The 17,495-nt window shown below is 64.9% G+C and carries 20 protein-coding genes and 2 pseudogenes; 12 read left to right on the forward strand and 10 right to left on the reverse strand.

The window, feature by feature from the left end:
• Nucleotides 1-5: 5 nt before the first annotated feature.
• The 4 genes and pseudogenes from C0J29_RS31995 (at nt 6) to C0J29_RS32010 (ending at nt 4,550) form a co-directional block, all read left to right on the forward strand.
• A complete protein-coding gene (locus C0J29_RS31995) occupies nt 6-1,262 on the forward strand; it encodes a tyrosine-type recombinase/integrase (protein WP_120795198.1) in 1,257 nt (418 codons plus the stop codon).
• Complete coding sequence (locus tag C0J29_RS32000; protein WP_120795199.1) at nt 1,259-3,727, forward strand: site-specific integrase; 2,469 nt, start codon at nt 1,259-1,261, stop codon at nt 3,725-3,727. The genes C0J29_RS31995 and C0J29_RS32000 overlap by 4 nt, the downstream gene beginning before the upstream one ends.
• 35 nt (nt 3,728-3,762) lie before the next feature.
• Nucleotides 3,763-4,116 (forward strand): annotated as a pseudogene (locus C0J29_RS32005) (tyrosine-type recombinase/integrase); the annotation flags it as partial.
• 2 nt (nt 4,117-4,118) lie between these two features.
• Entirely contained in the window at nt 4,119-4,550 is a 432-nt protein-coding gene (locus C0J29_RS32010; protein WP_120795200.1) for a transposase, read from the forward strand.
• Between the two features lie 208 nt (nt 4,551-4,758).
• Here C0J29_RS32010 and C0J29_RS32015 read toward each other — a convergent pair whose 3' ends face one another.
• From C0J29_RS32015 to C0J29_RS32045, 7 genes are all read right to left on the reverse strand, one after another.
• The gene (locus tag C0J29_RS32015; RefSeq protein WP_120795201.1) at nt 4,759-5,085 is read right to left on the reverse strand and encodes a hypothetical protein; all 327 of its coding nucleotides are present in this window, start codon (nt 5,083-5,085) and stop codon (nt 4,759-4,761) included.
• Between the two features lie 163 nt (nt 5,086-5,248).
• On the reverse strand, nt 5,249-5,614 hold the full coding sequence (locus C0J29_RS32020; protein ID WP_120795202.1) for a SpoIIAA family protein: 366 nt from the start codon (nt 5,612-5,614) through the stop codon (nt 5,249-5,251).
• A gap of 26 nt (nt 5,615-5,640) precedes the next feature.
• On the reverse strand, nt 5,641-5,973 hold the full coding sequence (locus C0J29_RS32025; RefSeq protein WP_120795203.1) for a YnfA family protein: 333 nt from the start codon (nt 5,971-5,973) through the stop codon (nt 5,641-5,643).
• Nucleotides 5,974-5,984: 11 nt separating this feature from the next.
• A complete protein-coding gene (locus C0J29_RS32030; protein WP_120795204.1) occupies nt 5,985-6,464 on the reverse strand; it encodes a MerR family transcriptional regulator in 480 nt (159 codons plus the stop codon).
• On the reverse strand, nt 6,461-6,802 hold the full coding sequence (locus tag C0J29_RS32035) for a hypothetical protein (protein WP_120795205.1): 342 nt from the start codon (nt 6,800-6,802) through the stop codon (nt 6,461-6,463). The genes C0J29_RS32030 and C0J29_RS32035 overlap by 4 nt, the downstream gene beginning before the upstream one ends.
• Before the next feature lie 135 nt (nt 6,803-6,937).
• A complete protein-coding gene (locus C0J29_RS32040) occupies nt 6,938-8,893 on the reverse strand; it encodes a heavy metal translocating P-type ATPase (protein ID WP_240743953.1) in 1,956 nt (651 codons plus the stop codon).
• On the reverse strand, nt 8,890-9,261 hold the full coding sequence (locus C0J29_RS32045) for an ArsR/SmtB family transcription factor (protein WP_120795206.1): 372 nt from the start codon (nt 9,259-9,261) through the stop codon (nt 8,890-8,892). The genes C0J29_RS32040 and C0J29_RS32045 overlap by 4 nt, the downstream gene beginning before the upstream one ends.
• Nucleotides 9,262-9,336: 75 nt before the next feature.
• On the opposite strand from C0J29_RS32045, the gene C0J29_RS32050 reads away from it, so the two are divergent.
• A complete protein-coding gene (locus C0J29_RS32050) occupies nt 9,337-10,005 on the forward strand; it encodes a methyltransferase family protein (protein ID WP_240743954.1) in 669 nt (222 codons plus the stop codon).
• Entirely contained in the window at nt 10,002-10,655 is a 654-nt protein-coding gene (locus C0J29_RS32055; protein ID WP_120795207.1) for an adenylate/guanylate cyclase domain-containing protein, read from the forward strand. Before C0J29_RS32050 ends, C0J29_RS32055 begins: the two co-directional genes overlap by 4 nt.
• A 70-nt stretch (nt 10,656-10,725) precedes the next feature.
• On the opposite strand, the gene C0J29_RS32060 is transcribed toward C0J29_RS32055, so the two are convergent.
• Nucleotides 10,726-11,085, reverse strand: a complete 360-nt coding sequence (locus C0J29_RS32060) for an Rv2640c family ArsR-like transcriptional regulator (RefSeq protein ID WP_120795252.1) — start codon at nt 11,083-11,085, stop codon at nt 10,726-10,728.
• A 101-nt stretch (nt 11,086-11,186) separates the two neighbouring features.
• Here C0J29_RS32060 and C0J29_RS32065 point away from each other — a divergent pair, with 101 nt between their 5' ends.
• The 5 genes and pseudogenes from C0J29_RS32065 (at nt 11,187) to C0J29_RS32085 (ending at nt 14,368) form a co-directional block, all read left to right on the forward strand.
• Complete coding sequence (locus C0J29_RS32065) at nt 11,187-11,678, forward strand: ArsI/CadI family heavy metal resistance metalloenzyme (RefSeq protein WP_120795208.1); 492 nt, start codon at nt 11,187-11,189, stop codon at nt 11,676-11,678.
• A gap of 102 nt (nt 11,679-11,780) precedes the next feature.
• Nucleotides 11,781-12,146, forward strand: a complete 366-nt coding sequence (locus tag C0J29_RS32070; RefSeq protein ID WP_120795209.1) for an ArsR/SmtB family transcription factor — start codon at nt 11,781-11,783, stop codon at nt 12,144-12,146.
• Nucleotides 12,143-13,213, forward strand: a pseudogene (gene arsB / locus C0J29_RS32075) (ACR3 family arsenite efflux transporter); the annotation flags it as partial. The gene C0J29_RS32070 and the pseudogene arsB, both read left to right, overlap by 4 nt.
• 39 nt (nt 13,214-13,252) lie before the next feature.
• On the forward strand, nt 13,253-13,921 hold the full coding sequence (locus C0J29_RS32080; RefSeq protein ID WP_120795211.1) for an arsenate reductase ArsC: 669 nt from the start codon (nt 13,253-13,255) through the stop codon (nt 13,919-13,921).
• Between the two features lie 30 nt (nt 13,922-13,951).
• Nucleotides 13,952-14,368, forward strand: a complete 417-nt coding sequence (locus C0J29_RS32085; RefSeq protein WP_120795212.1) for an arsenate-mycothiol transferase ArsC — start codon at nt 13,952-13,954, stop codon at nt 14,366-14,368.
• 513 nt (nt 14,369-14,881) lie between these two features.
• On the opposite strand, the gene C0J29_RS32090 is transcribed toward C0J29_RS32085, so the two are convergent.
• Nucleotides 14,882-15,403, reverse strand: coding sequence for a hypothetical protein (locus tag C0J29_RS32090; protein WP_120795213.1), 522 nt, complete (start codon nt 15,401-15,403; stop codon nt 14,882-14,884).
• Between the two features lie 3 nt (nt 15,404-15,406).
• Nucleotides 15,407-16,093: a ParA family protein gene (locus C0J29_RS32095; RefSeq protein WP_277950761.1), complete on the reverse strand. Its 687-nt coding sequence runs from the start codon at nt 16,091-16,093 to the stop codon at nt 15,407-15,409.
• 1,012 nt (nt 16,094-17,105) lie between these two features.
• Here C0J29_RS32095 and C0J29_RS32100 point away from each other — a divergent pair.
• On the forward strand, nt 17,106-17,360 hold the full coding sequence (locus C0J29_RS32100) for a hypothetical protein (RefSeq protein WP_120795215.1): 255 nt from the start codon (nt 17,106-17,108) through the stop codon (nt 17,358-17,360).
• Nucleotides 17,361-17,495: the final 135 nt, after the last annotated feature.

The raw sequence follows: 17,495 nt of genomic DNA on the forward strand, positions 1-17,495 counted from the left end.
CGGCCATGCCTGAAGACCGAAAGCAAGCAAGGGATGTGGCCTGTCTAGTCGTGTCGCGTGGAGGTCGACTCGTCGCTACCGAGGATCCCGGTGAGCCATTCCAGTTAGTCGATGCCTCCGGTGTCGTCGTCGAACCGGTGTCCATGTTTCTGCGCGAGCTGCTGGCCGCCGGCCGCTCACCGGCGACGTTGCGTTCCTACGGCATGGATCTGCTGCGGTGGTGGCGCTTCCTCGACGCCGTTGACGTCGGATGGCGCCGCGCGACTCGTACAGAGGCCCGCGACTTCAGCTGTTGGATTCAGCTCGCTGTCAAACACCGGCGCACGGCCACGGCCACAGTTACGGGCCGCAATGTCGCAACAACGGAGTCGGTTGAGCCGCCGAACCCCGTCACCGGCAAGCCCGCCCTGGGACCTGGGTATGCAGCGGCAACGATCGCCCACAGCGAGACGGTGCTCCGTGGCTTTTATGACTTCCAGCGCGATACCGGTACGGGGCCTATTCTCAATCCCTTTCCTCTGGATGTCGCGCGTCGCGTCGATCGGGCTAACGCCCACCACAACCCGATGGACGCGTGGAACCGCGACCGGGTGGGGCGTTACCGCCCCAAAGTGCCGAACCGGATTCCGCGGGCGATTCCCGACGAACGGTTCAACACACTTTTCGCGGCACTGCCGTCCAACCGTGACCGCGCTCTGGTGTCGTTCTGGATCTCGACCGGAGCCCGAGCATCGGAGCTGCTGGGTGCTCGCCAGTGTGACATCGACCCGGGCCAACAGCTGATCACTGTGGTGCGTAAGGGATCCCGCGCGATCCAGCAACTGCCCGCGTCGCCCGATGCGTTCGTTTGGTTGCGGCTCTATCAAGCAGAATTGCCGGACAACCTGCCGCACCAAAAAGCGCGGCCCCTGTGGTGGACGCGGCGACAACCGTTGCGTCCCTTGTCTTATCACGCTGCCCACCGCATGTTCGAACGCGCCAATGCCGCGTTGGGTTCGGACTGGACTCTGCACGACTTACGTCACAGTGCTGCCCAGCGTATGGTGCGCGACGAGCAATTGACGTTGACCGATGTGCAATGGGTGCTCGGCCATGCACACCTGACGACCACAGAACGCTATCTGACACCCACCACTGGCGAGGTGATCGCCGGTGTGTTGGCCCACCACGCCCGTGAGGCCGGCAAGTCAGATTCACCACCGCCGCCTGCCCCCGGCTATGACCCGCAGGCGTTGAACGTGCTGTTCGGGAGGTCGCTGTGACGGTGATCAGCACCAAACACGTTGCTCGAAAATCGCTTTCGGCACCAAAAACCCCGCGGGCACAAGTAGGTGCACGCAATAAGGAGCTACGTGAGCGTTTCCAGCCCCGCCAGATCGAACACGCTTGGCCAGAGACCGAGCAATCGGCCGAAGACACACTGCGACGACTGACGTCGCCACCGTACGTCGTGGTTACAGCCCAGACGAACGCCGGGCGCCGGCGCGGCGCAACCAACCTACTGGCTTGGCTGGCGTCATTTCCCGGCGAAACCTGGCAAATGCGCTGGCAGAACAGCGGAGTTGAAAACTATCCCGGCCGTGCCTGGACCCAACTGCCGGTGGAGTGGTTAGCCAAACGCGGCCAAGCCGCCAGCTACATTCCGGGCGATCTGGCCTCGGGGCTGTTAATGCTGCTCTGCGGCGACATCATCCGCCCCAGCATGAAGTGGATGCTTACCCGAACACACGGCAAGCTTGCGCCCGCGATGGCACAGTCCAGAGACCCGGACGGCTTCGCACGGCTAGGCGTGGCCTCGATGAGCGAGTCCAGCTGCGCCGCCGATGCGCGCGTCGCGGCCACAAGGGTCGCGACCCTGTTGGCCTGCAAAGGCGGGCGCATCGCGGACATTACCGTTGGTGATTGCGTGGAATTGGTCGACACCATGCGCGAAGCGCACGCGCACGGCGGCCAGAACAAGCTCGACTTCTATCTACGGCTTCGCGCGATCGGCGTATTTGCCGAAGACGCACCGCACACACTAAGGGCTTTCGGTTTGGCGGCCGGTCGTCTGACCATCGAGGAGATGGTCGACCGATACCCCATACGATGCGAGCCGGTGCGCGACCTAATCGTCGACTACCTCCGCGAACGCCAAGCATCGCTCGACTACTCCAGTCTCGACATGACCTGTCGTACGCTGGCCGGCCTGTTTTGGGCACGGATCGAGGCCATCCACCCCGAGATCAACAACTTGCACCTGCCCCTGGACACCGCCAGGAAATGGAAGGAGGACATCGCCACGAAGAAGCGCAACGTCACTAATGCGGTCGGGGAAAAGATCGAAGTCTGTAGTCCGAGACTCAACGTCAAGGACGAAATGATGAAGGTGCGAGCCTTCTACCTCGACATCGCGCACTGGGCTGTCGACGACCCCGCCCGCTGGGCCCAGTGGGCGGCGCCATGCCCGATCAGCAACGCCGAGATCAGCCGCGTCAAGGAGCGCAAACACCGCAAGGCACGCATGGACCATCGGACCCGCGAGCGGCTTCCTGTCCTGCTGACGCTGGTGCGCAACGCAGTCGAACGTCACCGCACCGCCGAGCAACATCTCAGTGCCGCACAACAAACCCAGCCCGGGGAGGTGATTGCGGGCACTGACGGCCTGCTCCGCAGAGCCATCGTCGCGAAGTCGAAGGGCCGACAGTTCTGGGCTGAAGAGACCGCAACTGGCAAACGCCGCAACCTATCCTGCGAAGCAGACGACGCATTCTGGGCGCACGCAACCATTGAAGTGTTGCGCCTGACCGGTATTCGTTGCGAAGAGCTGCTCGAGCTCAGCCATCACAGCATCATTCAATATCGATTGCCGTCGACCGGCGAGCTGGTACCGCTCCTGCAGATCGCTCCGTCCAAGACCGACGCCGAACGGCTCCTGCTGGTCAGCCCTGAACTCGCCGACGTGCTCAGCGGCATCATCACTCGACTACGAGGGTCAGCCGCAGTAATACCCGTCGTGCCGTCCTATGACCTGCGTGAGCGGATCTGGAATCCACCGATGCCGCTGCTGTTCCAGCGTACTGTCGGCAACGAAAACCGGCCCTTCACCGCCATGGGCATCCGGAAACTGCTCGTTGACGCTCTCGCCGCCAGTGGACTCACCGACGCCACCGGCGAACCACTCACCTTCGTGCCGCACGATTTCAGACGGATCTTTGTCACCGACGCAATCATGAGCGGTCTGCCACCCCATATTGCCCAAATCATCTGCGGACACAAGACAATTGAAACCACGATGGGATACAAAGCCGTCTACCCGATGGAAGCAATCGAAGCCCATCGAGCTTTCATCGCCCGCCGGCGGGCAACCCGACCCAGCGAAGAATATCGGACCCCGACCGACGACGAATGGGACGACTTCCTCGTCCACTTCGAGAAGCGCAAAGTATCCGTTGGGACGTGCGGACGGGCGTTCGGCACACCGTGCATTCACGAGCACGCCTGTGTCCGCTGCTCACTGCTGCGGCCGGACCCAGCACAACGACACCGCCTAGAAGAGATCCGGAACAACCTGCAGGACCGGATTGCCGAGGCCAAGCTGCACGGCTGGCTCGGAGAAGTCGAGGGACTCCAGGTCAGCCTGGCCGGAGCCAACGACAAGCTCACCCAAATCGACCATCGACTGAACTCCGCGGGTCTGGTCGATCTCGGCACCCCACTTCTGCGGCCGAAGGTGTTCCCCTCATGACCAAGACATTGAGCTCGACTGGCAAGTTCAGAGAAGCCTGTCTATCGTGCGGGCATTTCGCCACCGACGCCACGCATCTGGGCGAGTTGCGTGCGCAATTGGCCGCCACCGAAGCACTGATCGCCACCCGCCGTGAGCAGTACCGGGCACGCGCCGGACGCGAGCTGACCGACGACAACATCTGGATCATCGAGCGGCGCCGCGAAATCGCCTCGCTGCAGGCCATCATCGATCGCCTCAACACACCCGGGCAGACACCAGGGCACGGATCGGTGGCCGGCGCGGGGACCGCGCCTCGGTTGCCGCTGCTGCAGATCCAGACCCGCGGGGCACACCAGTCGGCTCTCGACAAGGCCGGCCAACCGCGCCCACGCCCCGGCGGGCGGTGAGTATGCCCCGTTCCCTCGACGGGCTGCGCCGTGCTTCGACCAAGAGCCGCAACCAAGCCCGCGCCAAGATCAAAAAGGCGCTGCGCGAAATGCAACGCAAAGGCCTGACCATCAACCCCAACGCCCTGGCCCGCTACGCCGATGTCTCCCGCAAGACCATCTACAACCACGCCGACCTGCTGGCCGAGGTCAAAGCCGCCGCCAACACTCCTGCGCCACGGCTGAGCACCGCGGCCCCCGACAACGCCGCGACGCCCTCGAGTGTCACCGCAGCGCTGCGTGAACAGCTGCGCACCCAAAAACGCGGCTACGAAACCACCATCAGCGCACTCAAAGCCGAAATCAAACAGCTCAAACACGACCTGGCCGCCGCCCACGGTGAAATCCACCGCCTGGGCGCCACCGGTGAGCACGGCACCGCCCGGCAAGGATGACACCGGCAGCCCAACCCCGGCGAAATGGTCGAGCTGCGCCCGGCAAAACAGGAGCGGGGTTACCTGTTGGCCGTATTGCGGTGTCCTTGACTGTCGCTGACGGGGTAAGGGATTGGTTCTGATCGTGAGCGACAGTGTTATCTGTAGGGATGTCCTTGATGGTCGGTTGCCGGTGTTTTCGAACTCTCGGTCGGCGGTCGGGCGCGAGTCAACGTTCTCGCTGGTGACCGCCGTGGGTGGCGGGGATGTGTAGTGGCGTCACCGTTGCCGTGCGGGTCTGGTCGGCAACCGGAGCGGCGGGTTGGCTGTCCGATGGGGTGTGGATGCTGAGGAGCGCCCGGCGCTCGTGGATGAGGGTGTTGATCCGGATGACGAGCAGGTGGTGATGGCGGTTGCTGTTGTGCGGTGGGAGTTGTCGCTGCTGCTCGGCCAGGGCGGCTGGTGGGTGAGTTCGGCGATTGCCGAGCAACCCGCTGACGAGGTGGCAGCGGCCGGTGCGAGCGAAATTGGCTGCCACACCGGATGGTTCACCCACGTCGCCGGATGCCGCGGATTGACGTTCGACGTTGCCTGGTGTCGTCGAGCCATTTCTGGAAGAGCTCAGTTCGACGATCCCGTCTGCGGAACCGCAATCGTCGTCGGTCGACTGTCGTCTGAGGTGAGGCAGTGGCCGAGTCGACGAATCGACGAACGGGTGGCTATGAGTGCAGCCACTCCCATGCCTGGTTGAGTTGACTGCGGGGGAAAGTCCGCAGTTCGCCGCGCAGCAGCAACGTAGCGGGTGCTTTTACGCACCATTCCTCCCATGTCGGGGCACCCACCATGGCGATCTTGTCGAAGTCCCGTCGGTGCTTGACGTCGAAAACCGTGTTGGCCCACGCCGCGGGAACACTCCAGCCCCTAAACGATTCGTCGATGAGGATCAACACCCGCAGTGACGCGAAGCGCTCCAACAACGACTCGATGCGCGGCGCGAGCACGTCGCGGTAGCTCCCTCGGTACAGCTTGCCGCGAAAACTGATCCCGACGACATTGCCGGTCGTGTCCGGCAGGAACTCGATCACAGCCTCACCGCCTCGTGAAGAGGGTGTCAGTGTGCGCGGGGTGCGTACATGATCACCGCCACCCCGGCCATGCAGACCAGGGCCCCGATCACATCCCAGCGATCGGGCCGAAACCCATCCAGCGCCATGCCCCAGACCAGCGATCCCGCGACGAACACCCCACCGTAGGCCGCCAGAATCCGGCCGAAGTGAGCGTCGGGCTGCAGGGTAGCGACAAACCCGTAGACGCCGAGCGCGATCACTCCCAGCCCGGCCCACAGCCAGCCGCGTTGTTCGCGGACGCCTTGCCATACCAGCCACGCACCGCCGATCTCGGCTACCGCGGCCAGCACGAATAACAGGATTGAACGCACCACCATGATCGGTGACCCTAGGCGATCGGGCCCGACGTTGAGGGGCTGCAGCACCCCTGGGTGCCACCTCCCATCGCGCTATCGTTCCCGGTAGTGAATGGCAGTGGGCAGCAAGGACTCTCGACGCATGCCAGGAGATCGTCACAGCCGGCGGCCAGCGCGGCGCGCAGCGTGTCGCGCACCGCGGTCAGCTCGACCAATTTCTCGTCGACCTCGGCCAGCTTGGCCGCGGCCCGTGCCTGCAGCCCCACATCAGAACGGCCACCGAGGCGGGTGGCGGCCAACAATTCGGCGACTTCGTCGAGGGTGAAGCCCAAACGCTGGGCGGCTTTGATCACCCGCATCATGGTGACCGTTTCCGGCGGATACAGCCGATGCCCACCCAGCGACCGTTGCGGCTCACGCAGCAGACCGCGGCGCTCGTAATAGCGCAGCGTCTCAATGTTCACCCCCGCCGCGGCCGCGACCTGCCCGCTGCGCAATCCCGTCCCGTTCACCGTGGGCCCCGCACAGCTGCTGCGACCCGCTCGGTCACGGCATCAAGCACCTCGGCCCGCGACGGCGGCACCTCGATGCGCATGACCACATTCGACCCGTCCGAGTCGAACTCGAAGCCGAAGAACGAGCAGCAGCCGACTTCACGCGCGGCCAGGTCACGGGCGTCGTCCTCGGCATCGGCGGCCAGGGCCAGGTCCAACCGGGTGGCACTGGGTCGGTCCCAACCCAGCACTGCTTGACCGAACAACCGGTCGAACTCGGCCACCCGCAGCGGTTGCTCGGCCGTCGGTAACGAACACGACTCGGGCACCCAGCCGGGGGGTTCATCGAACGCCATAGCTCGACGATAAACCTGTACCTAGGTACGGAATGCAACCCTGCATGGCCAGGCACGCTGGCACGCCGTGCTCGACCGGGGCAGCACCCCACCACAGCACCTGACCACCATCTTTTCGGTGTTCGGGCGCGACGGTCAACGGATCGTTGCGGTTGGCGCTGGTGCGGTGGCCGGCTGGGCGGCAGCGATCTCCTCGTCGAGGGGTTTGGTGCGCCCAGCGCGGACGCCGTTGGCGATGACGACGATCTCGGCGAGTTCGTGCACCGCGACGACGGCGGCCAACCCCAATATTCCGGTGAGGGCCAGCGGGATGAGTACGGTGATCAAGCCCAAGGAGAGTCCGACGTTTTGCAGCATGATGCGCCGGGCCCGGCGGGCGTGATCGAGGGCTTGGGTGAGGTGGCGCAGGTCTTCGCCCATGAGGGCGACGTCGGCGGTTTCGATGGCCACGTCGGTGCCCATCGCCCCCATGGCGATGCCCAGGTCGGCAGTCGCCAGGGCGGGAGCGTCGTTGACGCCGTCACCGACCATGGCGGTCGATTGTTGTTGGCGCAGTTGAGCGATCAGGGCGGCTTTGTCTTCGGGTCGCAGGTCGGCATGCACGGTGTCGATCCCGACCTGTTCAGCGAGGGCGGTCGCGGTCGCTGGGTTGTCGCCGGTCAACATCGCCACCCGATAGCCGCCGCGGCGCAGCGCCGCGACGACGTGGGCGGCTTCGGGGCGCAGTTCGTCACGCACCGCGATCGCGCCGATCAGGTGGTCGTGGTCTTCGACGAGGACCGCGGTGGCGCCGCCGGCCTGCATCGCGGCGACCTGGTCGGCCAGCGGGCCGGCATCGAGCCAGCCGGGTCTCCCGAGCCGCAGCCGGCGGCCGTCACGGTGGCCGGTGAGCCCGGCGCCGGTGACCGCTTCGACATCCTCGGCCGGGCGGACCGGGCCATCGGTGGCGGCGAGGATCGCTGCGGCCAGGGGATGTTCGCTGCGCGCCTCCAACCCGGCCGCCACGTCGAGCACCTGTTCGCGGGTGGCCCCGTTGGTGGTGGCCACGTCGATGACGGTGGGTTTGTTGGCGGTCAGGGTGCCGGTCTTATCCAGGGCGATGGTGCGCACCGCGCCGAGGGCTTCCAGCGCGGCGCCGCCTTTGACCAGGACACCGAGCTTGCTGGCCGCGCCGATCGCCGCGACCACGGTGACCGGCACCGAAATCGCCAGCGCGCACGGCGACGCGGCGACCAGTACCACCAGGGCGCGTTCGATCCACACCACCGGATCACCCAGGATTGACCCGATGGCAGCGATCGCGGCGGCGGCGATCATGATGGCCGGGACGAGGGGTTTGGCGATGCGGTCGGCCAGGCGCTGGGCTTCACCTTTACGGGATTGTTCGGCTTCCACGATGGCCACGATGCGGGCCAGGGAGTTATCCGCGGCGGTGCTGGTGACCTCGACCTCCAGCACGCCGGTGCCGTTGATCGACCCGGCGAACACCTCACCGCCGGGCCCGGCTTCCACCGGTACGGATTCGCCGGTGATCGCCGAAACATCCAGTGCGGTGCGCCCCGACACGATGGTGCCGTCGGTGGCGACCCGTTCGCCGGGTTTGACCAGCATCCGATCGCCGACCCGCAACTCGTTGGGCGCAACGACCGTTTCGGTGCCGTCGCGCAGGACGGTGGCCTGATCGGGCACCAGTGACAGCAATGCGCGCAGGCCGCGGCGGGTGCGGGCCAGTGAGTATTCTTCCAGCCCCTCGCTGATCGAGAACAGGAACGCCAGCATGGCGGCCTCGCCGACCTCGCCGAGGATCACCGCGCCGACCGCGGCGATCGTCATCAGCGTGCCGACCCCGATCTGGCCTTTGGCCAGCCGCCGCACGGTCGAGGGCACGAACGTCGCAGCCCCGATCGCCAACGCCAGCGCGTACAGGCCGATTTCGATCGGCCGCGGCCCGTCGGTCCAGCCCACGACGTAGCCGGCCAGCAGCAGCACCCCGGCCGCGGCGGCGGCGCGTAGTTCGCTGACCTCCCAGAGCCGTTCGGGTTCGCGTTCGTCCTCGTCGCGGTCGTTGCCGCAGCCGCACGCTTCGCTCATCGTGTTGCCTTCTTCCGCGTGGTGGGGTGGCCGTAGTTGGGGCACAACGCGACCGCGTTGCCGGTGGCCTCCAGCACCGCTTCGGCGGCGCGAAACATCTCCAACAGCTCCGGGCGGGCCAGCCGGTACACCGAGGCCCGGCCCTGCGGCCGGTAATCGACCAGGCCGCAGTCGCGCAGGCAGGCCAGATGCGCCGACACCGTCGACTGCGCCAACCCCAGCTCGCCGGTCAGATCCACCACCCGGGCCTCACCCACGGCCAGCCGCCGCAGGATCGCCAACCGGGTGCCATCGGACAGGCTGTGAAACAACGCCGTCGCCGCATCCAAGCTCCCGCACACCGGGGCCTCGACCACACCACTTTTCATCGCCACACGACGATGATAGCGTCACACATCATTGATCGGTCAAGCCGGGCAACATCGCCAAGCAACGATGCCGGGGTGGGTTTGGTCAAGCCGGCCGGGAAGGGGGCGTGCGCGATGGCCTATGCGGCGCTGGGCTTGTTTGTGGTGTTGATGCTGGTGATCGGGGCGTGGCGGCGCCGGATTCAGCTGGCCCGCACCGGTGACAGCGGCAACCGGCGCGGTTGGCGCCCCGAGCCGACGCTGGAGTGGTGGGCGCTGGCGGTCGCCGATGTGGGGTATCTGCTGGTGGGGGTCGGGGCACCGGCCGCCGCCCTGGCCGGCCTGTCTGCCCTGGGCGTTTTCGACCGCGGATGGGTGCAGGGGTTCGGGGTCGTGGTGGTGGCCGGCGGGATCGTGCTGACCTTGGTCGCGCAGTTGGGGTTGGGGGCGTCGTGGCGGATCGGGGTCGACGACACCGAAACCACCGAGCTGGTCACCACCGGCCCGTTCGCGCTGGTGCGCAACCCGATCTTCACCGCGCTGCTGGTCACCTTGATCGGCCTGGCGCTGATGGTGGGCAACCTGGTGGCGATCGCCGGGCTGGTGATCGCGGTCGTAGGGATCGAGGTGCAGGTGCGTGGGGTGGAGGAACCCTATCTGCGCCGGGTCCATGGCCGCGCCTACACCGATTACGCCGCTACGGTGGGCCGCTTCCTGCCGTGGATCGGCCGCATCCGCGATCGTCAGATGATGCGGGGCCAATGATGTTGCCCGACACCACCATTGACTTCACCACGGTGGAGGTGACGGTGGCCTTCGTCGACTTGGCCGGCTACAGCGTGCTCACCGAGGCCTGCGGCGATCGGGAGGCCGCCCAGTTGGCGGCGCGGCTGGCCGACCTCGCCCACGCCGCCCTCGGGCCCGGGGTGCAGGTGGTGAAGACGATTGGGGATGCGGTCATGCTGGCCGCCGCCACCCCCAGCCAGATGATGGCCACGATCACCGTCCTGGCCGACCGGGTGGCCGCTGCCGACGGATTTCTGCCGATACAGGCCGGCATCCACCACGGGCCCGCCATCGGCCGCGGCGGCGATTTCTTTGGGCATGCGGTCAATATCGCCGCCCGCATCACCGCCCTGGCCGGCGCCGGCGACGCGGTGCTGACCGACGCGATCGTGCCGGCGGCCACCGGGATCGGGTTGCCCACCACACCGATCGGTGCGCCGGTGCTGCGCAATATCACCACCGCGGTCCCGCTGCACCGGATCGCGCTGGCCGCGGCCCGTTATCCGCGTGACCCGGTCTGCGGCATGCGTATCGACCCGGCGACCGCACCCGCTCACCGCCACCACGGCGGCCGGGATTGGTGGTTCTGCTCGGCCGACTGCGCCGACCCTTCGCCGCGCCACTCGTGACGGCCCGCCGCGGGGCTATTCACCACGGTGACCGCACCCCTCGAAAGCAACCCCGACAGCGCCCCTTGGGCTACGTGCAGCAGTTCGGGTCGAGCACCACGCACAGGGCTTGCAGGGCTTCGGGTTTCACCCGGTGAAAAACGTTCATGCCGCGCCGATCGGAGATCACCAGCCCGGCCTTACGCAGCTGCCCGAGGTGATGACTCACGGTGGATTCGGCCAGATCGAGCACCGCGGCCAGATGCGCGCTGGTCTCCCCCCCGGGGCGCGAACTGAACATCAGCGACATGATCTTCACCCGTACCGGGTCGGCCAGCGCCTTCAGCCGCATCGCCACCTCCAGGGCATCGGCGTCGCTGAGCGGCCCGGCGGCCACCGGGGCGCAGCACACCGGGGCGGACATGTCGATCACGGGCAACGCTTTGGGCATGACAACCATCCTGCCACAATTCTTGACATATATCGAAAAGGTGGCATTCTGAGCGGGACGCGTCAGTTCGATATATGTCTCATCCTCAGTGGAGGTGGATCATGTCCCGTGTTCAGTTAGCGCTCAACGTCGACGATCTCGACGAGGCGATCACGTTCTACACCAAACTGTTTGGCATTTCCCCGGCCAAGGTGAAGCCCGGCTACGCCAACTTCGCGGTGACCGAGCCGGCACTGAAGCTGGTGCTGCTGGAAAACCCCGGCAAGGGCGGCACCATCAACCACCTCGGTGTCGAGGTCGAGTCCAGCGAGAAGGTGCACGCCGAGATCGCCCGACTGACCGGCGAAGGCCTGTTCACCGACGAGGAGATCGGCACCACCTGTTGTTTTGCCACCCAGGACAAGGTCTGGGTCACCGGCCCGGCCGGCGAGAAATGGGAGGTCTACACCGTGCTGGCCGACTCCGAGACGTTCGGCACCAGTCCCCAGCTGCTCGCCGGCGGCGAGGCTGACCAGGGTGGTGGCGTCTGCTGTGGCGGCACCGCTGCCGCAGAGGCCGAGCCTGAAACGGCCAAGACCACGTCCTGCTGCTGACCCAACTCGCGGCACCAAGGGCCCACCATCGCCATGATGGTGGGCCCTCCGCGATCGACCACCCGACTTGACGATGGATTCGATGAGTATCAATATTGATGTATGTCGAAATCACCGGTCCAGGTCGACGACGAGACGTGCTGCCCACCCGGGGCCCTGCTGCGCGAACCCCTCACAGCAGCTGAGGCCATCGATATGGTGGTCAAGCTCAAAGCCCTGGCCGATCCGGTGCGGCTGCAGCTGTTTTCGGCGATCGCCAGCCACGCCGGCGGCGAGGCCTGCGTCTGTGACATCTCGGTCGGGGTGGAGGTCTCCCAGCCCACGGTGAGCCATCACCTCAAAGTCCTGCGCGACGCCGGCCTGCTGACATCGGAGCGTCGAGCGTCGTGGGTGTACTACGCGGTCGTGCCCGACGCGCTGGCCAGCCTGACCGTCCTGCTCGGCACCTCGGCTGGGGTGCCGGCATGACCGACACCGCCACGACGTCGACACCGGTCGGCAAGCTCTCCACCCTGGATCGGTTCCTGCCGGTCTGGATCGGCGCGGCGATGGTCGCCGGGCTGCTGCTGGGGCGCTGGATCCCCGGCCTGAACAGCGCGCTGGACAAGGTTCAGATCGACGGCATTTCACTGCCGATCGCGCTCGGGTTGTTGATCATGATGTATCCGGTGCTGGCTAAAGTCCGCTACGACCGCCTCGACACCGTCACCGGCGACCGCAAACTGCTGCTCTCCTCACTGGTGTTGAACTGGGTGCTCGGCCCGGCGCTGATGTTCGCCCTGGCCTGGCTGCTGCTACCGGATCTGCCCGAATACCGCACCGGCCTGATCATCGTCGGCCTGGCCCGCTGCATCGCCATGGTCATCATCTGGAACGACCTGGCCTGCGGCGACCGTGAAGCCGCCGCCGTCCTGGTCGCCTTGAACTCGATCTTCCAGGTCATCATGTTCGCCGTGCTGGGCTGGTTCTACCTCACGGTGCTGCCCGGCTGGCTCGGCCTGCAACAAACCACCATCGACACCTCACCCTGGCAGATCGCCAAATCCGTGCTCATCTTCCTCGGCATCCCACTGGCCGCCGGCTACCTCTCGCGGCGCCTCGGAGAAAAGACGAAGGGCCGCCAGTGGTATGAGTCGAAGTTCCTGCCGCGGATCGGGCCGTGGGCGCTCTACGGGCTGCTGTTCACCATCGTGATTCTCTTTGCCCTGCAAGGCGATCAGATCACCCACCAACCGTGGGACGTAGCCCGCATCGCCCTCCCATTGTTGGCCTACTTCGCGATCATGTGGGGCGGGGGCTACCTGCTCGGCACGCTGCTGGATCTCGGCTACGAGCGCACAACAACGCTGGCATTCACCGCCGCCGGCAACAACTTCGAACTCGCCATCGCGGTGGCGATAGCCACCTACGGGGCCACCTCCGGCCAAGCCCTGGCCGGGGTGGTCGGCCCACTCATCGAGGTTCCGGTACTGGTCGCCCTGGTCTATGTCTCGCTAGCCCTGCGGAAACGGTTCCACCATCACACCTCCCAACACGTGCCCACCACCGGCTCGACGAGAACGGAATGATCGACCATGACCGACAGCCCCGTGACCCATCAGCTACGCGGTGACCTTTCCATCGACCAACAACTCGCGCTGAAAACTGCCGCCACCCGGCTGGAATCTGAGTTCGCCGACACGTTCGGCACCGAAACCATCGAACGGTATCTCGGCTCCTCGTATGACCAATTCGCCAGCCGCGCCACCATTGCCAACTTCCTGCCCCTGCTGGCCGAACGATTCGCCCGCCAACGCCTGCACGCCCTCGCACGGGTCGAAGGCAAGATCAGCGACGGCAAACCCACCGTGCTGTTCCTCTGCACCCACAACGCCGGCCGCTCCCAAATGGCACTCGGGTTCTTCACCCACTACGCCGGCGACAACGCGCTCGCCTGGTCGGGCGGATCCGAACCCGGCAACGAGATCAACCCCGCCGCCATCGAAGCCATGCGTGAAGTCGGCATCGACATCACCGGCGAATACCCCAAACCCTGGACCGACGAAATCGTGCAAGCCGCCGACGTCGTCATCACCATGGGCTGCGGCGACGCCTGCCCGATCTTCCCCGGAAAACGCTACGAAAACTGGGAACTGCCCGACCCGGCCCGCCAAGGCCTCGACGCTGTCCGCCCGATCCGCGACCAGATCGACCAACGCATCCACCAGCTGCTGGCCCAACTCAACGTGCCCGTCACCAACTAGCCGACGAAAACCCCAAGGGACACAACCATTATGGCTGACATATCTGTGTTGTTCGTCTGCGTAAGTAACGCCGGAAAATCCGTCATGGCCGCCGGACTCATGCGCCACCTCTCCGCACCCAACATCCACATCGCCTCGGCCGGCACGCACGCCAAGACCGCGGTCAACGCTCTCTCAGCGCAGGTGCTGGCCGAAGTTGGCGTCGACATCACCTACCATCAGCCCACCCAACTGACCGACCAGATGATCGACGATGCCGACCTGGTTATCATCGTCGGCAGCCAAGCCCACCTCGCCGACCACCCCGGCACCCGCATTCAACGCTGGGATACCGACGAACCCTCCCTACGCGGTATCGACGGCATCCAGCGCATGCGAATCATCCGCGACGACATCAACACCCGCGTCCAGGCCCTCGCCGACGAGCTCAGCAGTCAATCGTCCTGACCGAGAAGCAACGACAACTCCCACCGCACCAAATCAATCGCGGCAACAACGCTCGTGTCGTCCGGATCCAACCCATCATTCACAAAGGCTTCGCGCTCCTCAGCATCCATACCCCGTTTAGACGCCCAGCCGGCCGATCCGGTTCCCGCCACGAACCCACAACACGTCGGTGACACCACTACAGATAACACTGTCCCCAACAAAGGAAACCGACCCCCAAACGCACGCGGGTAACAGTCCTACACACCCCCAAAGCGATTACAGATAACCCTTGCGCACTGCGGTGTTCGACCATATGTGCGCATGACTTCCTCCCCCGGCGGCCGGTCGCCGCCGTCTGTGCGAGCGCGTCGACGCGGGTCGGGCCGATCGCACACGTCGCCTCCGAGTCCGGAGGTATCTCCCGGCCGTTGCTTGGCCAAGTACGGCACCCGCGCCGTTGTCCGCATGCGTGCCGTGGTGTTCTACAAACGCCCGCACGTGCACCTTGGTCGTGTCGATCTCTTGGGCTTCTCAGCGGCCGAGGTAGCGCACGAGCGCTTCTTCGACGAGCACGGAGCGGTTGGGGGCGTTCCACTGGTGGGCGATGTCGTCGAGTTTTCGGATTTGTTGTGGGGTGGCGCCGTGGAGTTGCCAGGGGACCTTTTTTGGTGCGGCTTTGCGGACTTTGATGTCGAACAGTCCTCCCCCGCCGGTGTGTTCTTCTGTGCGGTTCCAGAGGTCGGCTAGTTCGGTGGCGTGTTTTTCGACGGCGAGTAGGACGACGACGCCGTAGGAGAGCAGTTCGCCCCGGGCGCGTTGGGTTTTCACGTAGCGGCTCAGGGAGTTGTAGACGGTTTGGCGGGTGTAGACGGTGGCGAGTCTTTTGACGACCTTGTTGGGGTCCGTCGTGCGGCGTTGTGGGGGTTCAGCGGCTGGGGGGTCGCTGGGTTTCGTCACTGTGACGGGTTCGGGGGGTGCGGGTGGTGCGGTGGTGTCGGCGGGACTGGGCGTGTCCGCGTTACCGAGCAGTGACGTCATTGAGACCTTGGCCATGACTTATCCCTTCTTGGCTGTGGGGGTGCGGTTGAACCCGACGATTTCTCGGCTGAGGTGTTGGAAATCGTCGCGGGCGTGGCGGGCTGAACGGCCCCACCCCATGTCGGTGACGACCTTGCCGTCGAGGGGTCCGCGTGAGTGAACCTTGTACGAACGGATGTGGGTTGTGAGGTACGGAATGTCGGCGGCGGTGAGGAGTTCGCGGATGTCAGCCACGTCGGTTCCGTCACTTCTGGGGTCCACTCGGCTAATCACGACGCGGCATGGGACGTTGCATTCGTCGGCGAGTTTCTTGGTCCGTTGTAGCGGTTCGAAGCCGAGCGCGGAGGGTTCGGTTGGGATGACGGCGATGTCGCATTTGGGGATGACTGCGCTGAGTACGTCGGCCCCTTCCAAGGAGCCTGGAGTGTCTACGACGACGATTTCGTACGGCAGTTTTCTGATCTGGGTCAGGATCTCGGGGTCGGTGCTGCCGGTGATGTCGAACTTGGCTTTCTCCCCCACCCGGTTGGCCCAGAATGTTGCCGATGATTGCGGATCGACGTCGACGAGCAGGACCCTGCCCATCCATGCGTAGGACGCTGCGAGGTTGATGGCGACGGTCGTTTTTCCCGAACCGCCCTTCTGGTTGATGACGCCGATAACGAGCACGTCAGATGCCCTTTCTGTGGGTGTTTGGTGCGGCACCGTCAATACGTGGTATTGCTCTGCGTTTCGGCATAGCACTCCCCTGCGTTGTCGAGCATTGGTGTTGTGTTGTCTTGAGGTGCTTAGTTGGTGCCCGGTGCAGATGGTTCATGTTGATTATTGTCGTGGCGTGATCGTACTGGCTTACCTGCTTGTTGCGCTGTCACATGGGCGCACGGCGTGTCGTCCAGCACCGCATCCCGCAGTCCACCGCAATAAGCCGTCCTGCATGTGTTCCCGCATGGTGTCCTGCGTTTCGTCCTGCATGCTGTCCCGCCGTCTGACCTGCATTGTTACTTATTACTGCTGATTGTCATTGTGAACTGTTGTACCTGCCCAGCAGTGTACCGGCTCGATGTACACAGTTGATCCTGTACCGTCGCGTCGCGCGTTCGTCTGCAACGTACGTGTCGTCTAATAATTTAGCCCGTTGTGCTTAGCTGGGTTAGGTAATTAATAGCCAACCGTCTTAGGTGCATCTACCCCTTCGATAGACCATGGTGGCACGGGGTTGCGCACTACTAACCTAGAGCCATGGTGTGACTTGTCGGGGTCAGCTGTTGGTGTGCGCCATTGCTCTACATCAACGATCCTGCACACGGCCAGCCAACGTTTACGCTTGTCGTGCTCCCTCTGCCAGCACAGGCCGCAACGCCGTTCCGTGCCCAACACGGCCGTTGAAACGGGCATTTGCGCAGCTCAGGACGTGTTGACTGGCCTGATCCGCTGATCGTTGCCACAATTAAGCGGTGCCTCGCCCATGTCACGTGCCGCTCGGGGCCCTTGGGCCGCGCGGATCGAGGCTGGGCGCTGCGCTCACAGCGACAGCCGGCCACGAATCCTGCAGTGCGCCGCGTGGCCGATCGTGCATTCCCGGCTTGCCCGATCGGCGGTGGGTAGCGCAACGCGTTGCCGCCAATCCATTGATCGTGCCCGGGTTGTTCGGCATCTGGCCCGCAGGTTGGCCGACTTCTTTGACTCATCCAGCGCTGGCTGAAAAGGACGGGACACGATGACGGCAACGATTCTTGGATGCCTTGCGGCCGTGATTGTGGTCAAGTTGCTGTTCGCGTGGATTTCGCGGCCCAAGTCGACGGTGCATGTGCATCTGCCGCCGCCGCCGGCTGGCGCGCCTTCGCATGTTCCGGCGCCGGTGACTGTGGTTATGCCGGTGGTGATCGCGCCTGGCACAGCGGTCCCGGAGGCTGACGCAGAATTGCACGAGCTTATTGATGACTATTACCGGGATCACGGGCATTTGTCATGACGGTTGACGCGATTTTACGGTCACTATTGCTCCAGGGGACTCCTGATCCTGTGTGTGATCTGAATATGGGTGTGTACGGCGTTATCGATCGGGATGCCCGGATTACTGTCCACGCGCCGCTTCCGGATTTTGCGT

Origin of the sequence: Mycobacterium paragordonae (genome assembly GCF_003614435.1) — a bacterium.
Classification (GTDB): Bacteria; Actinomycetota; Actinomycetes; order Mycobacteriales; family Mycobacteriaceae; genus Mycobacterium; species Mycobacterium paragordonae.